The sequence below is a fragment of the Gordonia sp. DT218 genome (assembly GCF_049847105.1).
Lineage (GTDB): Bacteria > Actinomycetota > Actinomycetes > Mycobacteriales > Mycobacteriaceae > Gordonia.
Genome location: NZ_JBNCNS010000001.1, coordinates 1,337,244 through 1,352,686 on the forward strand (window position 1 = coordinate 1,337,244; position 15,443 = coordinate 1,352,686).

Here is a 15,443-nt window from a genome sequence, read left to right on the forward strand (position 1 = left end):
GTGGGTGCGACGAGAACCGGATCACCGCGACATCGCGACGACCGGATCGACAACGGTGACGCGGCGAACCGCCAGCAGCGCGCCGGCGCTGCCGAGCAGTGTCATCGCGACCAGGGGCAGGGCGATGCCGCCGACGGTCAGGGCGACCGGTACCGCTGCCGACGCGGCGGCCGCCAAACCGATCCCGAGCAGCGCGCCGACCAGCTCGCCGACGAACAGGACGAGCGCCGCCTGCCCGAAACCGTCTCGCAGCAGGTACCACCGGTTGGCGCCCAGAGCACGCACCACGGCGAGATCACGCAGGCGCTGCACCGTCCACACGGCGAAGAAGGCACCGACGACGAGTGCGGAGATCGCCAGCAGCATCGCCTGGATCGCCAGCAGCGACCCGCGCTCCGAACGGTAACCGGGAACGGTGTCGACGGCTTTCGGCATCGACACGCTCACCGTTCCAGGGGCGTCGGTCGAGCCGCCGGACAGCACCACCGCGCTCGCGTTCTGGCCGTGCGAGAGCTCGCGCCAGGTGTCCATGGACGTGTACGCGACCGGCGTGTGGGCGTAGTCGCCTGCGGGGCCGATGGCGTCGACCCGTAGGCGTGTCGGGCCGACCGTGACCGGGTCACCGATCCCGACGCCCAATGCATCGGCCTGCTCCCGGGTGAGCAGGATGCCGCCGGAGCGCGGCAACCCGCCGACGTCGGGCGTCGGCATCAGATCGGTCCCGGCACCGAAGACGGCTGCCGTCGAGGTGACGTCGCCGTGCGTGATCCGGGTGGTCGTCACACCGAGTTCGGATGCGCCACCGCCGTTCTCGTCGACGATCCGACGGACTGTCGATTCGTCGAGCTCGCTCTGCGACAGTGACGGACCCTCCGACCCGGCGGTGTCCTGGAGCACCAGGGTCTGCCCCGGCAACCTGCTGATCGCCGAGATCGACTGGTTCTGCAAGCCATTGGTCAGCGCCGAGAGGGCCACCACCAGGAACGTCATCATCGCGATGACCGCACAGATCAAGGCGAATCGCCCCGTGGCGAATCTGATGTCGCGGATGCCGATGAACACCGCACTCCCTTCGTCGTTGCCGATGTCGATGTCGATGTCTCCAGCCTCGGCGGCGTGGACTCGCTGGGCATCGGCGCACCGATGGGTTCCGGGAACTCGTTCGGTCGACCCGGAAGTCCATCAAAAGTTGGAGGCGGCGACCGGTGCCCGATGGGGATACTTGTGGATGTGACCTCGCCCCCTCGCCAGATCGATCCCCCCGGCATCTCGTCGGGTGATGGCGCAGCGCCCGAGGTCGATCGGCACGTGCTGCTGGCCGGACACGTGTTGTTCGCCGTCCTGCTCGGGCTCGGAGCGGTGCGGGCCACAGTGGCTTCGTCGACCCCGGCGGTGCCGATCCTGGCCGCGCTGGCGGCCGCCGGCTGGTACTACGCCGGAGCGGTGTGGGTCTCGCGGCGACGCGGGCGGATCGCCCGACTGTGGTTGGCCGGACTGATCCTGATCTGGCTGGGCCTCGTCGTGCTGTCCGGCGAGTTCGTGTGGCTGGCGTTCCTGCTCGCATTGCTGGTCTGGCATCTGTTTCCCGTCCGGGCCGCGATACCCATCGAGGTGACGATCGCGCTCGCGGCGGCGATCGGGTTCGCCGCACATCAGGACCGGTGGGTGGCGGGAGCGATCTTCGGCCCGGTCATCGGGGTGGCCTGCGCCGCGGTGATGACCGAGATCTATCAGCGGCTGCGAGCCCAGTCGGAGGAACGCCGGCGCCTCCTCGACGAGCTGATGCGTACCCAGCAAGCACTCGCGATCCGCGAACGCGAGGCCGGTCGGCTGGCCGAGCGCGAGCGTCTCGCCGGGGAGATCCACGACACCGTGGGGCAGAGTCTGGCGAGCGTGATCATGTTGCTGCGCGCGGCACTCGGGCCGTCCACTCCGGCACATCGCGCGCAGCAATTGCACACGGCACTCGACACCGCGACCGGAGCGCTCGGCGAGACGAGACGTTTCGTCCTCGGGCTGAACCCGGCGGCGCTCGAGAGAGACGGTCTCACCCAGGCACTCCGATCACTCGCCGACGACAGCTCCGCATTCGGGTTGCGGACCGTCTTCGAACAACACGGGAACCCGCGACCTCTGCCCACCGGCGTCCAGGTCGCGCTGCTCCGCGCGGCGCAGGAGGCCTTGTCCAACGCGCGCCGGCACGCCGGGGCCGACTCGGCGACCATCACCCTGACCTATCTGGACGACGAGGTGAGCATCGACGTCGTCGACGACGGTGTCGGGTTCGACCCGGCAGCCCTCGACGGCCCGCGCGCCGACGGGACCGGCTACGGACTCACCGCGATGCGCGGCCGACTGGCCGAGCGGGGCGGTGATGTGACCGTCGAGTCCGAGGCCGGCGCCGGAACCGCGGTCCGCGCCACGATCCCGGTCGACGTCGGGACCGACGCGGAGGCCGGCACGTGATCCGACTACTCCTCGTGGACGACCACCCGGTGGTGCGGGCCGGCCTGCGCGCCGTGCTGGCACCTGTCGACGGTATCGAGATCGCCGCGGAGGCCGGTACCGCAGCGGATGCGCTGGCCGCGGTGCAGCGCGGGGACATCGACGTGGTCCTGATGGACTTGCGGCTCGGAAGCGGCGGTGACGGGGTAGACGCAACCGAATCCATTCGGGCGCTTCCGAATCCGCCGCGGGTGCTGATCCTCACGACGTACGAGACGGATGGCGACATCCTGCGCGCGGTCCGGGCCGGTGCCACCGGCTATCTGTTGAAGGACGCCGACCCCGACGATCTCGTCCGCGCGATCGGATCGGCGGCCGCCGGGGAGACGGTCCTGGCGCCACCGGTGGCGGCCCGGCTCCTCGGGAGGATGCAGTCGCCGGAGACCGCCCTCACACAACGCGAACTCGAGATCGTCGGCCGGCTGTCGGACGGGGATTCCAACCGCGACATCGCACGTGCATTCACCATCTCCGAGGCCACCGTCAAGTCCCACCTGGTGCACATCTTCGACAAGCTCGGCGTGGACAGCCGGACGCGGGTGGTCGCCGAGGCTCGCCGACGCGGACTGCTCTGACGACGTTCGCCCACGGGGGTTCCGTCATTCGCGCACATGGCCGGGATGTCTGATTCGACCGGTTACCGATAGGGTCGGGCGCGTGGAGATCCTGCTGATCATCATCGTGGCACTGCTGCTGATCATCGCGGTCGTGGTCGTGTTCAACTTCCTGGGGAACCGCAAGTTGCGGCAGGCCGAGTCCGACGCGCTGCGTGACCGGGCGTACCGGCCCGGCGACCCGTTCTCGACCGCCGACGACGACGCGGTGCGCGGTGATCCCCGGCAGCTGAAACCCAGCGACCTGGTCGACCTCCGCGGCGACACGTTCGCGGTACGCGGGACCCTCCGATTGTCCCAGAGCGGCTACCTCTGGACCGAGAACTTCCTGGACACCGGCACCGGCCGCAAGGCGTGGATCTCGGTCGAGGACGACCCGGACCTCGAGGTGGTGCTGTGGCACGAGCTGACGGGCGTGACGCTCACCCCCGGACCGGACAGCCTGGAGTTGGACGGTCGCCGCTATCACTCCGACGAGTCGGGGTCGGCGGAGTTCACCTCGATCGGAACCACCGGTCTCGCCGCCCGCGGCTCGATGCGCTATCACGACTACGAGGCAGGCGACGAACGCCTGTCGTTCGAGGATTTCGGATCCGGGTGGGAATGCGCCCGCGGCGAGGTGATCGAGCGCAGCGAGTACCGCATCTATCCGTCCGACCCCACTCCTGAATCGTGAAGGGCGCGACGCGACTGCAGGTCCGCTATGCCGACACCAGCGCCCGCCGACTCGCCTTCTCGCTGACCGCCGAACTCCAGGAACCGTTGGCACGCTGCGACCGGCGAATCGGTGACCGCACGGTGTCGCTACGCCTCCTCGGCGCAAGCCATCAGGTGGTGGTCGACGACGGCATCGACCGCCTGTGCGAGACGGTGGCCTGCCTGCCCGGCATGGACGAACCACTGCCGGAATCCGTCGTCGAGGACGGATATACGTTCACCGCGCGCATCGAGTCGTGCGATGCCGACCGGATGCAGTCGATCGTCGCCGATCTCGGCCACCGCATCGACCGCCACGTCGCCGCCGGCGGCCCCGCGGTGATGGGCCACTTTCCCGGGCTGCCGCTCGCGGTCACCGCGGTGATCGCGACGGCACACGCCGACGCACTCGCCTGGCAGACCTGGCACACCTATCCGCAATGCTCCGAGCTCGTGGTGACCTCGAGTGAGCTGCGCCGGACTCCGGAGACCGGCGGATGACCCGACCGCCACCTCCTCCCCCACCGTCGGGCGGATTCGGTCCCGACCCCGGTTCCGGCCGCGACGACGATCCTCGTCGCGGTCTGCGCCGAACCCGAAACCTCGCGGTCGCCGCGATCGTCCTGATCGCCGTCCTCGCCATCGTCGGATCGTGCTCGGTGAAAGCGTTCCGCGGCCTCGCCGGCGACGACGCCAACGCGCGCAGCTACATCACGTCGCACTACCAGCGCGACACCAGCCTCGACGAAGGTGACGTCGACGCCTACGTGGCCGACGGGACGCCCGATACCGTGGCCGCGGAGTTGAGCGATGTGGAGCGCCCCAACGATCAGCGCAGCGGCGACACGGCGAATCCGTCCAATGTCGCGGGCAGCCAGTTCCTGCAGTACCCGGACTATCTGATCGGGCTGTTTCCCTTGACCGCCAACACGACCCGCGTCATGCTCAGCCGCGACTACCGATCGGGATACAACCACTACCTCCCGTTCATCGGCGCCTTCTGGGTGCCGACACCGAATTTCGGCGGCTCCGGCAGCAGTTACCGAGGCGGCGGATCCGGCGGTGGCGGCAAGTGACCGACACCATCGCACCGAGCCCACCGATCAGTCCCCATCTGCCCACCCGACCGTCCAGCATCACCTGAACCGGAGGACACCGTGCTCACCAGACTCATCGAGAATGCCTACGCGGCAGCGGCGTACGGCGCGACCGGCATGGTCCTCATGCTGCTGGCCTTCGCCGTCGTCGACGTGCTGACACCCGGTAACCTCCGTCACCAGCTGTGGGCGGATCGCAACCGCAACGCGGGCATCCTGGTCGGCTCCAATCTGGCGGCGGTCGCCATCATCGTCACCGCGGCGATCGTCGCGAGCCAGGGCAGGCTGCTGGAGGGCCTCACCTACACCGTCGTGTACACGATCATCGGCATCGTGATCATGACGGCGAGCTTCCTGATCATCGACCTGTTCACCCCGGGCAAGCTCGGTGAACTCGTCGTCCATCCCGAAAGCCACCCGGCGGTCTGGGTCCACGGTGTCACCCACGTCGGCATCGCGCTGATCGTGGCCGCCTCGATCCTCTGACCTCACGCCGGCACCAGCAGAATCATGACCACCACCGAGGAATCCGCAACGGGCGCATCGAACGACGACGACGCGGCACGGCCCGTCGACACGGCACGGCCTGTCGACGGGGCACAGCCCGTCGAGGACACACGGGGCCGATGGTCCCGCACCGCGCTCCTCGCGGTCGTGTTCGTCTGCGCCGCATGCGGTCTGGTCTACGAACTCGCCCTGGTGTCCCTCGGCTCGTTCCTGATCGGCAACACCGCCACCCAGGCCTCCATCGTGCTCGCGGTGATGGTCTTCGCAATGGGCATCGGGTCGCTGGCGGCCAAACCCCTGCAATCGCATGCCGTCACCACGTTCGCGGCCATCGAGCTGGCGCTCGCCCTGATCGGCGGGTTGTCGGTGATGGCGTTGTACGCCGCGTTCTCCTATCTCTCGCTGTACACACCCGCACTGGTGGCCGTGGCGTTCGTCCTCGGCCTGTTGATCGGCGCCGAGATCCCGCTGCTGATGGTGCTGCTGCAGCGAATTCGTCGCCAGGACGCGGGGTCCGCGGTCGCGGACATGTTCGCGGTGGACTACATCGGCGCGCTCGTCGGCGGCCTCTGTTTCCCGTTTCTGCTGCTCCCGCTGTTCGGGCAATTGCGAGGCGCCCTCGTCGTCGGGCTGGTCAATGCCGCGGCCGGCTGTTTCCTCGTGTTCGTGGTGTTCCGGCATGACCTGGGCCGTACCCGGGGGCTGGTGCTGGGCGTCGTGGGCGTCGGCGTCGTCGCCACGTTGATCGCGGGACTGGTGTGGGCCGACCGATTCGAGGTGACCGCCCGCCAGGCCCTCTTCCGCGATCCGATCGTCGCAGCCGAACGCACGCCGTATCAGGACATCGTGATCACCCAGCGCCGCACGCCGGTCGGGCCCGACACACGGCTCTACCTCAACGGGGATCTGCAGTTCTCGTCGATCGACGAGTACCGATATCACGAGTCGCTGGTCCATCCGGCCCTGTCCGGGCGGCACGGCAAGGTCCTGATCCTCGGCGGCGGCGACGGCCTCGCGCTGCGGGAGGTGTTGACCTATCCCGACGTCGAGGCGGCAACCCTGGTGGAGCTCGACCAGGAGATGATCCGGCTGGCCCGTTCCGACCACCGCCTGCGCGATCTGAACCGTGGTTCGATGGACGATCCGCGCAGCACCGTGGTGAGCGCTGACGCGTTCTCGTGGTTGCGGGACAACCGGGACCGCTTCGACGTCATCATCGTCGACATGCCGGATCCCGACGAGTCCGCCACCGCCAAGCTGTATTCCACCGAGTTCTATTCACTCGTCCGGGCGCATCTGGCCGACGGCGGCCGCGCCGTGGTGCAGGCAGGTTCGCCCTACTTCGCACCACACTCGTTCTGGTGTATCGATGCGACGCTCCGCGCGGCCGGCTTGGCGACCACGCCCTACCACGTCGACGTGCCGTCGTTCGGCGACTGGGGCTACCTGTTGGCCGGGACGTCGAAACCCGCTCTGCGGGTGGACTCCCCGAAACCGTTGCGCTTCCTCAGCCGGGCCGAGTTGGCCGCGGCGGCGGTCTTCCCCGCCGACCGCCCTCCGATCGATGTTCCGCCCTCGACACTGATGGACCCACGCATCCTGCGGTACGCGCAGGGCGAGTGGTCGGTGTACTGAGCTCGGCCGTCCCGGTTTGGCGGTCAAGGTGATCACCGGGCCCGGGCGGTGGGATCGTGGAGACCATGTCCGGACAGCTGGCGATCGCCCTCGCCGTGGCGGCCGTGCTCGTCGTCGTCGCGGCGGTGGTGCTCATCCGCACCCGCCGCGTGGTCACCACGCCGACCGAGCGTGCCGTCCATTTCGCGCTGCAAACGGCATCGCAGGCGGCGCGTTCGCTACGCACGGGCCTCTCGGCGTCCTCGGCGCGCGACGCCCTCCCGCACCTGCGAGCGCTCACCGCGGCCGATGCCCTGGCGCTCTACGATCCGGTCGGCGAGGTGCTGGCCCACGAGCCCGCCGACGATCCGCTGTGGGATGACGCGCTGACCGCTGCCGCGGCAGAGGCGGCGCGGACGGCGGAGCCCGATCGGCGACGAGTACTGGTGAACGATCCGTGTGGTCCGGAATCGCCGGTCCGCGCACTCATCGCCGAACCGCTGATCGCCGACGGCAGCAGCGTCGGAGTGCTCGTGGTGGCCACCACCCAGCGTCCCGGACCGGGCATGCTCGGCGCGGTCGGCGAGGTCGCGCGGTACGTGTCGAGCCAGATCGAATTGGCCGACCTCGAGACGTCGAGGGCGCGCCTCGATCGCGCGGAGGTCCTCGCGCTGCGCGCACAGATCAGTCCGCACTTCATCTACAACGCCCTCAACACCATCGCGTCGTTCGTGCGGACCGACCCCGACCGGGCCCGGGAACTGATCCTCGACTTCGCGGACTTCACCCGGTACTCCTTCCGGGCCGCAGGCGAATACACCCTGCTGGCGGACGAGCTGCGCAACATCGACCGGTACCTGACGCTCGAACGCGCCCGGTTCGGACCGGCCCTGAACGTGAAGCTCCAGGTGGCGCCGGAGGTGCTGAACGTCGTCGTGCCGTTCCTCGCGTTGCAACCGCTCGTGGAGAACGCCGTTCGGCACGGACTGGCGGGCAAGGGCGGCGGCACCATCACGATCATCGCCCGCGACGAAGGCGCCGACTGTGTGATCACCGTGGAGGACGACGGCGCCGGCATGGATCCCGAACTCCTGCGGTCCGGCGACATCGATGCCCTGACGCCCGCCGAGAACGCCGCCCGCAGCGAGTCCGACGGCGCCCACGTGGGGCTCACGAATGTGGATCATCGGCTGCGGGCCGCGTTCGGCAACGATTACGGTCTAGTGGTCGACACGGGGATCGATGCGGGCACCCGAGTCGGCATGCGGGTCCCCAAGTTCCGCGCCGGTATCCGTGCCTAGCATGTCCGTGAAGGGAGGTCCTCGAATGCCGTTGGTGGTCCTCGCCGTCGACGACGAGCCCCCGGCGCTCGACGAACTGACCTATCTGCTCCGGCACCAGCCCGAGGTCGACGATGTGCTCAGCGCCGGCGACGCCACCCACGCGCTGCGGCAGCTCAACGAGCATCGCATCGACGCGATCTTCCTGGACATCAACATGCCCGGGCTCTCCGGCCTCGAGCTCGCCGGTGTGCTGACCAAGTACGCCGATCCGCCCGCCGTCGTGTTCGTGACCGCCCACGACGACAAGGCGGTCGACGCCTTCGAGGTCGGCGCGGTCGACTACCTCCTCAAGCCGTTGCGCGAAGAACGACTCACGCAGGCGATCTCCCGCGTCCTGACGGTCCGCGAGAGCTCCGGCCAACCCGGACCGGTTCCGCCGGGGGTGACCGGCACCGACGAGGTGATCCCGGTGGAGTTGTCCGGCGTCACCTCGCTGGTCCGCCGCGACAGCATCTCCTGGGTGGAGGCGGTGGGCGACTATGCCCGGCTGCATTCGAAGTCGGGCGCTCATCTCGTGCGAATCCCGTTGTCCACCCTGGCATCCCGCTGGCAGGATCACGGGTTCCAGCGCGTCCATCGATCCTATCTGGTGGCGCTGCCGATGGTGACCGGACTGCGCACGAGCGGTTCCACGACCGTCGTGGCCATCCGTGCGAACGGGGCGTCGGCCGCCGTCGAGCTGCCGGTCAGTCGCCGTCAGCTCCGTGAGCTCAAGGATCTGCTGATCCGCGATCCGATGCGTGAGCTCAAGTCGATCTCGGACGACCCGGCGCAGCGATGACCGGTCAACAGCCACAGCGGGAACGGGTGGTCTTGTCGCGGCGGCGCGGCGCGCGGATGGTACGCACCCGGGTCGAGGTGCAGGAGCAGACCGAGGTCGGCGACGCCCTGGTGCGCGGGCTGATGCGTGCGCAACTGGGACTCGCCCTGCGCCTGGCGATGAGTGTGGTCGCCATCATCGTCGCGATCCCGGTGGTGGGCACCATCTTTCCGTGGCTCACCACCGTCAGCGTGCTCGGGATCCGGCTCAACTGGCTGATCCTGGCGCTGTTGCTCTACCCCCTGCTCTACGTCACCGGCCGGGTCTACGTGCGGTTCGCCGAACAGGCCGAACGCGACTTCATCGGACTCGTCGACGACGAACGCGACCAGCGGTGAGCACCGACGTGGATGCGCTCACCGCGGTGGCGCTGGGGCTCGCGGCCGTCGCCACCGTTGCCGTCGGCGCGTACGGCGGCCGACTGGCCCGGACCACCTCCGACTTCCTCGTCGCCTCGCGCAGCGTCGGCTCTCGCTGGAACGCCGCAGCGATCTCCGGCGAATATCTCTCGGCCGCCTCCTTTCTCGGCGTCGCCGGCCTGGTGGCCAAGTACGGCGCCGATGCGCTCTGGTATCCGGTCGGATTCACCGCCGGGTATCTGGGGCTCCTGTTGTTCGTGGCGGCCCCGCTGCGTCGGTCCGGCGCGTATACGGTGCCCGACTTCGCCGAGTTCCGGCTGAGCTCCTCGACCGCCCGGCTCGCCTCGATGATGGTCGTGGTGGTGGTGTGTGTGCTGTACCTGATCCCCCAGCTTCAGGGTGCGGGACTCACCTTGAACATCCTGCTGGGTGCGCCCGTGTGGATCGGTGTGGTGGCGGTGGGCGCGATCGTGATCGTCAACGTCGTCGGAGGCGGCATGCGATCGATCACCTTCGTCCAGGCATTCCAGTACTGGCTCAAGCTCACCGCGATCGCGGTGCCGGCGCTCGCCTTGCTCGCCGTCTTCTTCTCCGACCGGGCAGAACTCGGCGCGCCCGCACCACCACGCGTGGCGCAGGCCACCACGGTCGACATCACCACCGATGTGACGGTGACGGTCACCGAGACAGCGGGCCTGACCGTGACGGGAACACTCGACGGTGAGCACGTCGAGGCCGTGCCGATCCCCACCACGGGAACACACGACCTGGCTGCCGGTACGGTGATCCACCTCGATGCGGGCGCGGCCACCCCGGTGGTGGAGGGCGCCCCGACCACCGGGGCCGACTGGATCGCCTCGGGCGGCGGACTCGGTGGGCGACAACCACTGTTCGAAGTGCTGTCCCTCATCGTCGCGACCTTCCTCGGCACCATGGGACTCCCACACGTACTGGTGCGCTTCTACACCAATCCGGACGGTCGGTCGGCGCGCCGGACCGCGCTCGCGGTGATCGCGTTGCTGGCACTGTTCTATCTGTTCCCCACGCTGCTCGGAGTCTTCGCCAGGCTGTACGTACCGCAGCTGTTGATCACCGGCACCGCCGACGCCGCGGTCCTCCTGTTGCCCAGCGCGGCGGTCGGCGGGGTGGCCGGGCAGTTCCTCGCAGCCCTGGTCGCCGCGGGCGCCATCGCCGCCTTTCTCGCGACGTCGTCGGGCCTGCTGGTCAGTGTCGCGGGCGCCCTCGCCACCGACGTCCTGCGCGGGCGCGTCCGCGACTTCCGGCTGGCGGCCGTGATCGGCGGTCTGATCCCGATCGGGCTGTCGCTCGCCGCCACCTCGCTCGAACTGTCGCGGACCGTCGGCCTGGTGTTCGCGGTCGCCGCCTCCACGCTGTGTCCCCTTCTGGTGCTGGGGATCTGGTGGCGAGGCCTGACGGCACCCGGCGCCGTCGCCGGCCTGGTGGTCGGCGGGTTCTCGTCGGGGGCGGCGACCAGCCTGGCGATCGCGGGTGTGGTCGACAACGATGCGCTCGGCGGCTGGCCGGCGATGATCATCGGATACCCGGCCGCGGTGACCGTGCCCCTCGCGTTCGCCACCATGATCCTGGTCAGTCTCGCCACCCGAGCGCACCTGCCCGTCGACCTCGCCCGCACGTTCGCGCGGATGCATGTTCCGGAACGCCTCGGGATGGGGATCGAACGGTTGCCGAAGGAGTAGTCGCGACGGCGTGGGCGCCGGGTACGCGGGATCACCGGGCTTGCAAAGTCGCCGGGCTTGCGGGATCGCAGGGCTTACGGGATCGCCGGGCCTACGGGATCGTCGGGCTTACATGGGCGTTGGTCAGCGCGGGTATGTGGTGATCTCCTGTCCCGTGGTGGCGTTCCGCCACGTGATGGTGCGGTCGGTGTTCATGGTGGGTCGCCATCGGCCGAGGTGTTTGCGGTGATGGTCGGGCGGACACAGCGGAGCCAGGTTGAACGCAACCGTCCACCCGCCGGCGCGCGGGTCGGCATGGTCGAACTTCACGATGTGGTCGAGCTCGCACTCGTGAGAGGGCATCCCGCAGAACGGGTATCGACAGATGAGATCCGACAACAGGATCTCGCGACGTAGCCGTTCCGACGGTGTGTGGGTCAAGGCACCGGGCGGTGGATGCTCGAACCCGCCGTGGCCGGTCGGATCCACCGGCGGGGCCGGGCCACGGTCACCGATGACAATGAGGCCGGAGCCGTGGCGGGTCAGGTGTGGAGGCAGCGTGATCAGCGAGGCTCGCGGGGACAAGGTGGCCGCCAATGACGGGTCGATGGCCCCGAAGCCGCGCAGTCGAGGCACCTCGACACCGGCCGGATCGACGACGAGGGTCCACGGGGCCGGAACTGCCTGGCCGGGAGACGCTTCCGGTGCAGGTTCGGTTCCGGAAAGGCTCTGTGCACGAGCGCCGGCCACCTCGTCGGCCGGGACATCGACCTCGGCCGCCGGTTCGTTCGCCTCGGCCGCCGGCCCGCGCATCGGGCAGTCGTCCAGACCACACGCACAGGTCAGCTTCTTGCCAGGCACCCCGAGCAGCTCCGCCAACGCGAGCACGCGGCGGCGGCCGATCGTTCGAGGATCGCGGCGACACACCCGCACGGCGATCAACGCACCGATCCGGTCACGCAGGAACACCGCGTCCTCGGCCGGCACACACGCGTCGATGTTGGCGTGACCGGATGAGTCGTCGGTGATGCTGACGTTCTCCCACGCATCGGCGAATCCGTCACGCGCCTCGGCCGCAGCCTCCGGATCGAGACTGATGACCGCCTCTTCGAGTTCGTCACGCAGCACCTTGTCAGTCGAGGGGCGCGACGCCAAGTCCAGTGCGATGTCCTCGAAATCGGGTTCCGGGGTGGCGGCGTCCTCTTCTGCGCCGGTCTCTTCTGCGCCGGTCTCTTCTGGGCCGTTCTCTTCTGCGCCGTTCTCTTCTGCGCCGTTCTCTTCTGGGCCGTCAGACGTGACGTCGGCGTTTGCCGGATCCACATCTTCGGCACCACCCGTGGGCTCCGATCCCCGCGCATCCCCGACATGCGGCGCCTCGGGCGCCGACCGTGCCGCGTAGACCATCACCGACATCCGATGTGTGCTGAAATCACCTGCCAGATATGCCATCCGGATCTTCGACAGATGCTGCAAGGCATCGCCGAGATTGAACCAGGTACCCGCCTTCTTCCGGGAGATGCCCAGCTGCAACGAGATCTCGCCGATGGCCGCCTTGTCGGCGGGGTTGCGCACCATCATCTGCCGTTCGGGACTCAGCGACATCAACATCTCGTCGTAGACCGACTGTCCCAGCCGATGGGCCGCCAGCAGCGAACGTGCCTCGGCCTGCCGACTCAACCGCAACGCATCACGTGCCGTACCCGCCAACTCGGACGACGGCGCGCGGGACAGCGCCGCATCATCCGCGACAGGATCGGTGAACACGAACACGAGCAGACCTCACTGGACGAAACCGACAGGACACCAACAACATCTGCCCGTCATCGAATGCGTAAAGCCCGCGTGTAGATCAACTGCACACAGACTATCGCGGAGCACCGACAGAATTGTTCGGGGCGAGCGGGGGTGGTCTCGATACGCCCGCTCGTTCCTCGCGGGCTACTCGACCGGCGGAATATGAACCACTCGACCCGCGGGAAGCGGGCTACTCGACCGGCGGAATATGAACCACTCGACCCGCGGGATGCGGGTTATCTGTCTCGGGAACCACCCAACCGTTCGTCGCCGGACATCGACCGCCCGGCGCACAGTCACCCGACTTCGGCGTGTGACCCATGCCACCCCATTCTGCTGTGACCTGACCCTCAATATTCTCCAGTTCAGAGTGTCATCACAGTCCCTGTAGGAGGCAGACGTGTCCACCATCGAACAGCCACCCGGCGCGGTACCGCACCCGCCGACCGGCGAACAGTTCCTGGAGGTGCAGGCCAGTCCGCAGTTCCAGGATCTCCGCAGCCGCCTTCGCCGATTCGTCTTTCCGATGACGGCGTTCTTCCTGCTCTGGTACGCGCTCTACGTGTTGCTCGGAGCATTCGCCCACGACTTCATGGCGACCGAGGTCTGGGGCAACATCAACGTCGGTCTGATCCTGGGCCTGCTGCAGTTCGTGTCCACCTTCGTCATCACCGGGCTGTACGTGCGCTTCGCGAACCGCGACCTCGATCCCCGTGCCGAAGCGATCCGTGACGAGATGGAAGGGCCGGTCAACGCATGAGCTCCACACACACCCAGGTGGTGGCCGCCGCGGTCGGTAACCCGGTGGCCAACATATCGATCTTCGTGGCCTTCGTGGCCGTCACCATGTACGTGGTGATCCGCGCGAGCAAGAACAACAAGTCGGCTGCCGACTTCTTCACCGGCGGCCGCGGCTTCTCCGGACCGCAGAACGGTATCGCCATCGCGGGCGACTATCTCTCGGCAGCCAGCTTCCTCGGCATCGCCGGCGCGATCGCCGTCTACGGGTATGACGGCTTCCTCTACTCGATCGGCTTCCTGGTGGCGTGGCTCGTGGCCCTGCTGCTGGTGGCCGAATTGCTCCGGAACACCGGCAAATTCACCATGGCCGACGTGTTGAGCTTCCGGCTCCGGCAGCGTCCGGTCCGACTGGCCGCGGCCATCTCGACGCTTGCCGTCACGCTGTTCTACATGCTCGCCCAGATGGCAGGCGCAGGTGGCCTGGTCGCCCTGCTCCTCGACATCGAAGGCCGCGTCGGCCAGTCGATCGTCATCGCCGTCGTCGGCGCGCTGATGATCGTCTACGTCCTCATCGGCGGGATGAAGGGCACCACCTGGGTGCAGATCATCAAGGCGGTCCTGCTGATCGCCGGGGCCGCGATCATGACGTTCATCGTGCTGGCCAAGTTCGGCATGAACCTGTCCAGCCTCCTCGGCTCAGCCCAGGACGCGATCTCCGGATCGACCGACGAGAAAATCGCCGCCCGTGACGTTCTCGCGCCCGGTGCGCAGTACGGCGGCTCGTTCGAGTCGCAGATCAACTTCGTGTCGCTGGCCATCGCGCTGGTGCTCGGTACCGCGGGTCTGCCGCACGTGCTGATGCGCTTCTACACTGTGCCGACCGCGAAAGAGGCACGGAAATCGGTGGTCTGGGCGATCGGGCTGATCGGCGCGTTCTACCTGTTCACACTCGTGCTGGGCTACGGGGCCGCGGCTCTGGTCGGTCCGGACAAGATCATGGCGGCCGCCGGCAAACAGAACTCCGCGGCTCCGCTGCTCGCATTCGAACTCGGCGGCGTGGTACTCCTCGGAATCATCTCCGCGGTGGCGTTCGCGACCATCCTCGCCGTCGTCGCCGGGCTCGCCATCACCGCGTCGGCCTCCTTTGCGCACGATATCTACGGCAGTGTGATCAAGCGCGGCAAGGCAAGTGAGGCAGAGCAGGTCCGGGTGTCCCGCTACACCGTCGTCGTGCTCGGCATCATGGGCATCATCCTGGGCATCCTCGCCAACGGACAGAACATCGCCTTCCTGGTGGCCCTGGCGTTCGCGATCGCCGCGGCGGCAAACCTCCCGACGATCCTGTACTCGTTGTACTGGAAGCGATTCAACACCCGCGGCGCCCTCTGGAGCATCTACGGTGGCCTGATCTCGACGATCGTGCTGATCATCTTCTCCCCGGCGGTCTCCGGATCGGCGACGGCGATGATCCCGGGCGCCGACTTCGCGTGGTTCCCGCTGGCCAATCCGGGCATCGTGTCGATCCCGATCGGTTTCATCCTCGGCATCGTCGGAACGTTCACGTCGCCGTCCGACGTGGGCACGCCGGAACGCAAGGCCGAGATGGAGGTGCGTTCACTCACCGGTGTCGGTGCGGAAAAGGCTGTTTCGCACTAG

The 15,443-nt window shown here is 68.2% G+C and carries 15 protein-coding genes; 13 read left to right on the forward strand and 2 right to left on the reverse strand.

Features of this window, described 5'->3' with window-relative positions:
• Window positions 1-21: 21 nt before the first annotated feature.
• Window positions 22-1,062, reverse strand: coding sequence for an ABC transporter permease (locus ACPXCG_RS06270; protein WP_425790121.1), 1,041 nt, complete (start codon window positions 1,060-1,062; stop codon window positions 22-24).
• 168 nt (window positions 1,063-1,230) lie between these two features.
• Here ACPXCG_RS06270 and ACPXCG_RS06275 point away from each other — a divergent pair, with 168 nt between their 5' ends.
• The 11 genes from ACPXCG_RS06275 (at window position 1,231) to ACPXCG_RS06325 (ending at window position 11,273) form a co-directional block, all read left to right on the forward strand.
• Entirely contained in the window at window positions 1,231-2,466 is a 1,236-nt protein-coding gene (locus ACPXCG_RS06275) for a sensor histidine kinase (protein ID WP_425790122.1), read from the forward strand.
• Window positions 2,463-3,080 (forward strand): response regulator, encoded by a 618-nt coding sequence (locus tag ACPXCG_RS06280; RefSeq protein ID WP_425790124.1) that lies wholly within the window; start codon window positions 2,463-2,465, stop codon window positions 3,078-3,080. Before ACPXCG_RS06275 ends, ACPXCG_RS06280 begins: the two co-directional genes overlap by 4 nt.
• Before the next feature lie 82 nt (window positions 3,081-3,162).
• Window positions 3,163-3,795, forward strand: coding sequence for a DUF4178 domain-containing protein (locus ACPXCG_RS06285; RefSeq protein WP_425790126.1), 633 nt, complete (start codon window positions 3,163-3,165; stop codon window positions 3,793-3,795).
• Window positions 3,792-4,316: a DUF2617 family protein gene (locus tag ACPXCG_RS06290; protein ID WP_425790128.1), complete on the forward strand. Its 525-nt coding sequence runs from the start codon at window positions 3,792-3,794 to the stop codon at window positions 4,314-4,316. The genes ACPXCG_RS06285 and ACPXCG_RS06290 overlap by 4 nt, the downstream gene beginning before the upstream one ends.
• Window positions 4,313-4,891: a DUF4247 domain-containing protein gene (locus tag ACPXCG_RS06295; RefSeq protein WP_425790129.1), complete on the forward strand. Its 579-nt coding sequence runs from the start codon at window positions 4,313-4,315 to the stop codon at window positions 4,889-4,891. The genes ACPXCG_RS06290 and ACPXCG_RS06295 overlap by 4 nt, the downstream gene beginning before the upstream one ends.
• An 81-nt stretch (window positions 4,892-4,972) precedes the next feature.
• Window positions 4,973-5,398, forward strand: a complete 426-nt coding sequence (locus ACPXCG_RS06300; RefSeq protein ID WP_425790131.1) for a DUF350 domain-containing protein — start codon at window positions 4,973-4,975, stop codon at window positions 5,396-5,398.
• A 24-nt stretch (window positions 5,399-5,422) separates the two neighbouring features.
• Window positions 5,423-7,054, forward strand: coding sequence for a polyamine aminopropyltransferase (locus ACPXCG_RS06305; RefSeq protein WP_425790133.1), 1,632 nt, complete (start codon window positions 5,423-5,425; stop codon window positions 7,052-7,054).
• A gap of 65 nt (window positions 7,055-7,119) precedes the next feature.
• Complete coding sequence (locus ACPXCG_RS06310; protein WP_425790135.1) at window positions 7,120-8,334, forward strand: sensor histidine kinase; 1,215 nt, start codon at window positions 7,120-7,122, stop codon at window positions 8,332-8,334.
• Between the two features lie 25 nt (window positions 8,335-8,359).
• Complete coding sequence (locus tag ACPXCG_RS06315; protein ID WP_425790137.1) at window positions 8,360-9,157, forward strand: LytR/AlgR family response regulator transcription factor; 798 nt, start codon at window positions 8,360-8,362, stop codon at window positions 9,155-9,157.
• Window positions 9,154-9,534 (forward strand): hypothetical protein, encoded by a 381-nt coding sequence (locus tag ACPXCG_RS06320; RefSeq protein ID WP_425790139.1) that lies wholly within the window; start codon window positions 9,154-9,156, stop codon window positions 9,532-9,534. The genes ACPXCG_RS06315 and ACPXCG_RS06320 overlap by 4 nt, the downstream gene beginning before the upstream one ends.
• Complete coding sequence (locus tag ACPXCG_RS06325; protein WP_425790141.1) at window positions 9,531-11,273, forward strand: cation acetate symporter; 1,743 nt, start codon at window positions 9,531-9,533, stop codon at window positions 11,271-11,273. Before ACPXCG_RS06320 ends, ACPXCG_RS06325 begins: the two co-directional genes overlap by 4 nt.
• Window positions 11,274-11,396: 123 nt before the next feature.
• Here ACPXCG_RS06325 and ACPXCG_RS06330 read toward each other — a convergent pair whose 3' ends face one another.
• Window positions 11,397-13,016: an HNH endonuclease gene (locus ACPXCG_RS06330; RefSeq protein ID WP_425790143.1), complete on the reverse strand. Its 1,620-nt coding sequence runs from the start codon at window positions 13,014-13,016 to the stop codon at window positions 11,397-11,399.
• A 430-nt stretch (window positions 13,017-13,446) separates the two neighbouring features.
• On the opposite strand from ACPXCG_RS06330, the gene ACPXCG_RS06335 reads away from it, so the two are divergent.
• Together ACPXCG_RS06335 and ACPXCG_RS06340 are read left to right on the forward strand one after the other, a co-directional pair.
• On the forward strand, window positions 13,447-13,806 hold the full coding sequence (locus ACPXCG_RS06335; RefSeq protein WP_425790144.1) for a DUF485 domain-containing protein: 360 nt from the start codon (window positions 13,447-13,449) through the stop codon (window positions 13,804-13,806).
• Window positions 13,803-15,443 (forward strand): solute symporter family protein, encoded by a 1,641-nt coding sequence (locus ACPXCG_RS06340; protein ID WP_425790146.1) that lies wholly within the window; start codon window positions 13,803-13,805, stop codon window positions 15,441-15,443. Before ACPXCG_RS06335 ends, ACPXCG_RS06340 begins: the two co-directional genes overlap by 4 nt.

Excerpts from the sequence above, each read along its gene's own strand:
- ACPXCG_RS06295 (WP_425790129.1), top strand. The coding sequence starts at position 4,313 with ATGACCCGACCGCCACCTCCTCCCCCACCGTCGGGCGGATTCGGTCCC.
- ACPXCG_RS06305 (WP_425790133.1), top strand. The coding sequence starts at position 5,423 with ATGACCACCACCGAGGAATCCGCAACGGGCGCATCGAACGACGACGAC.
- ACPXCG_RS06310 (WP_425790135.1), top strand. The coding sequence starts at position 7,120 with ATGTCCGGACAGCTGGCGATCGCCCTCGCCGTGGCGGCCGTGCTCGTC.
- ACPXCG_RS06315 (WP_425790137.1), top strand. The coding sequence starts at position 8,360 with ATGCCGTTGGTGGTCCTCGCCGTCGACGACGAGCCCCCGGCGCTCGAC.
- ACPXCG_RS06320 (WP_425790139.1), top strand. The coding sequence starts at position 9,154 with ATGACCGGTCAACAGCCACAGCGGGAACGGGTGGTCTTGTCGCGGCGG.
- ACPXCG_RS06340 (WP_425790146.1), top strand. The coding sequence starts at position 13,803 with ATGAGCTCCACACACACCCAGGTGGTGGCCGCCGCGGTCGGTAACCCG.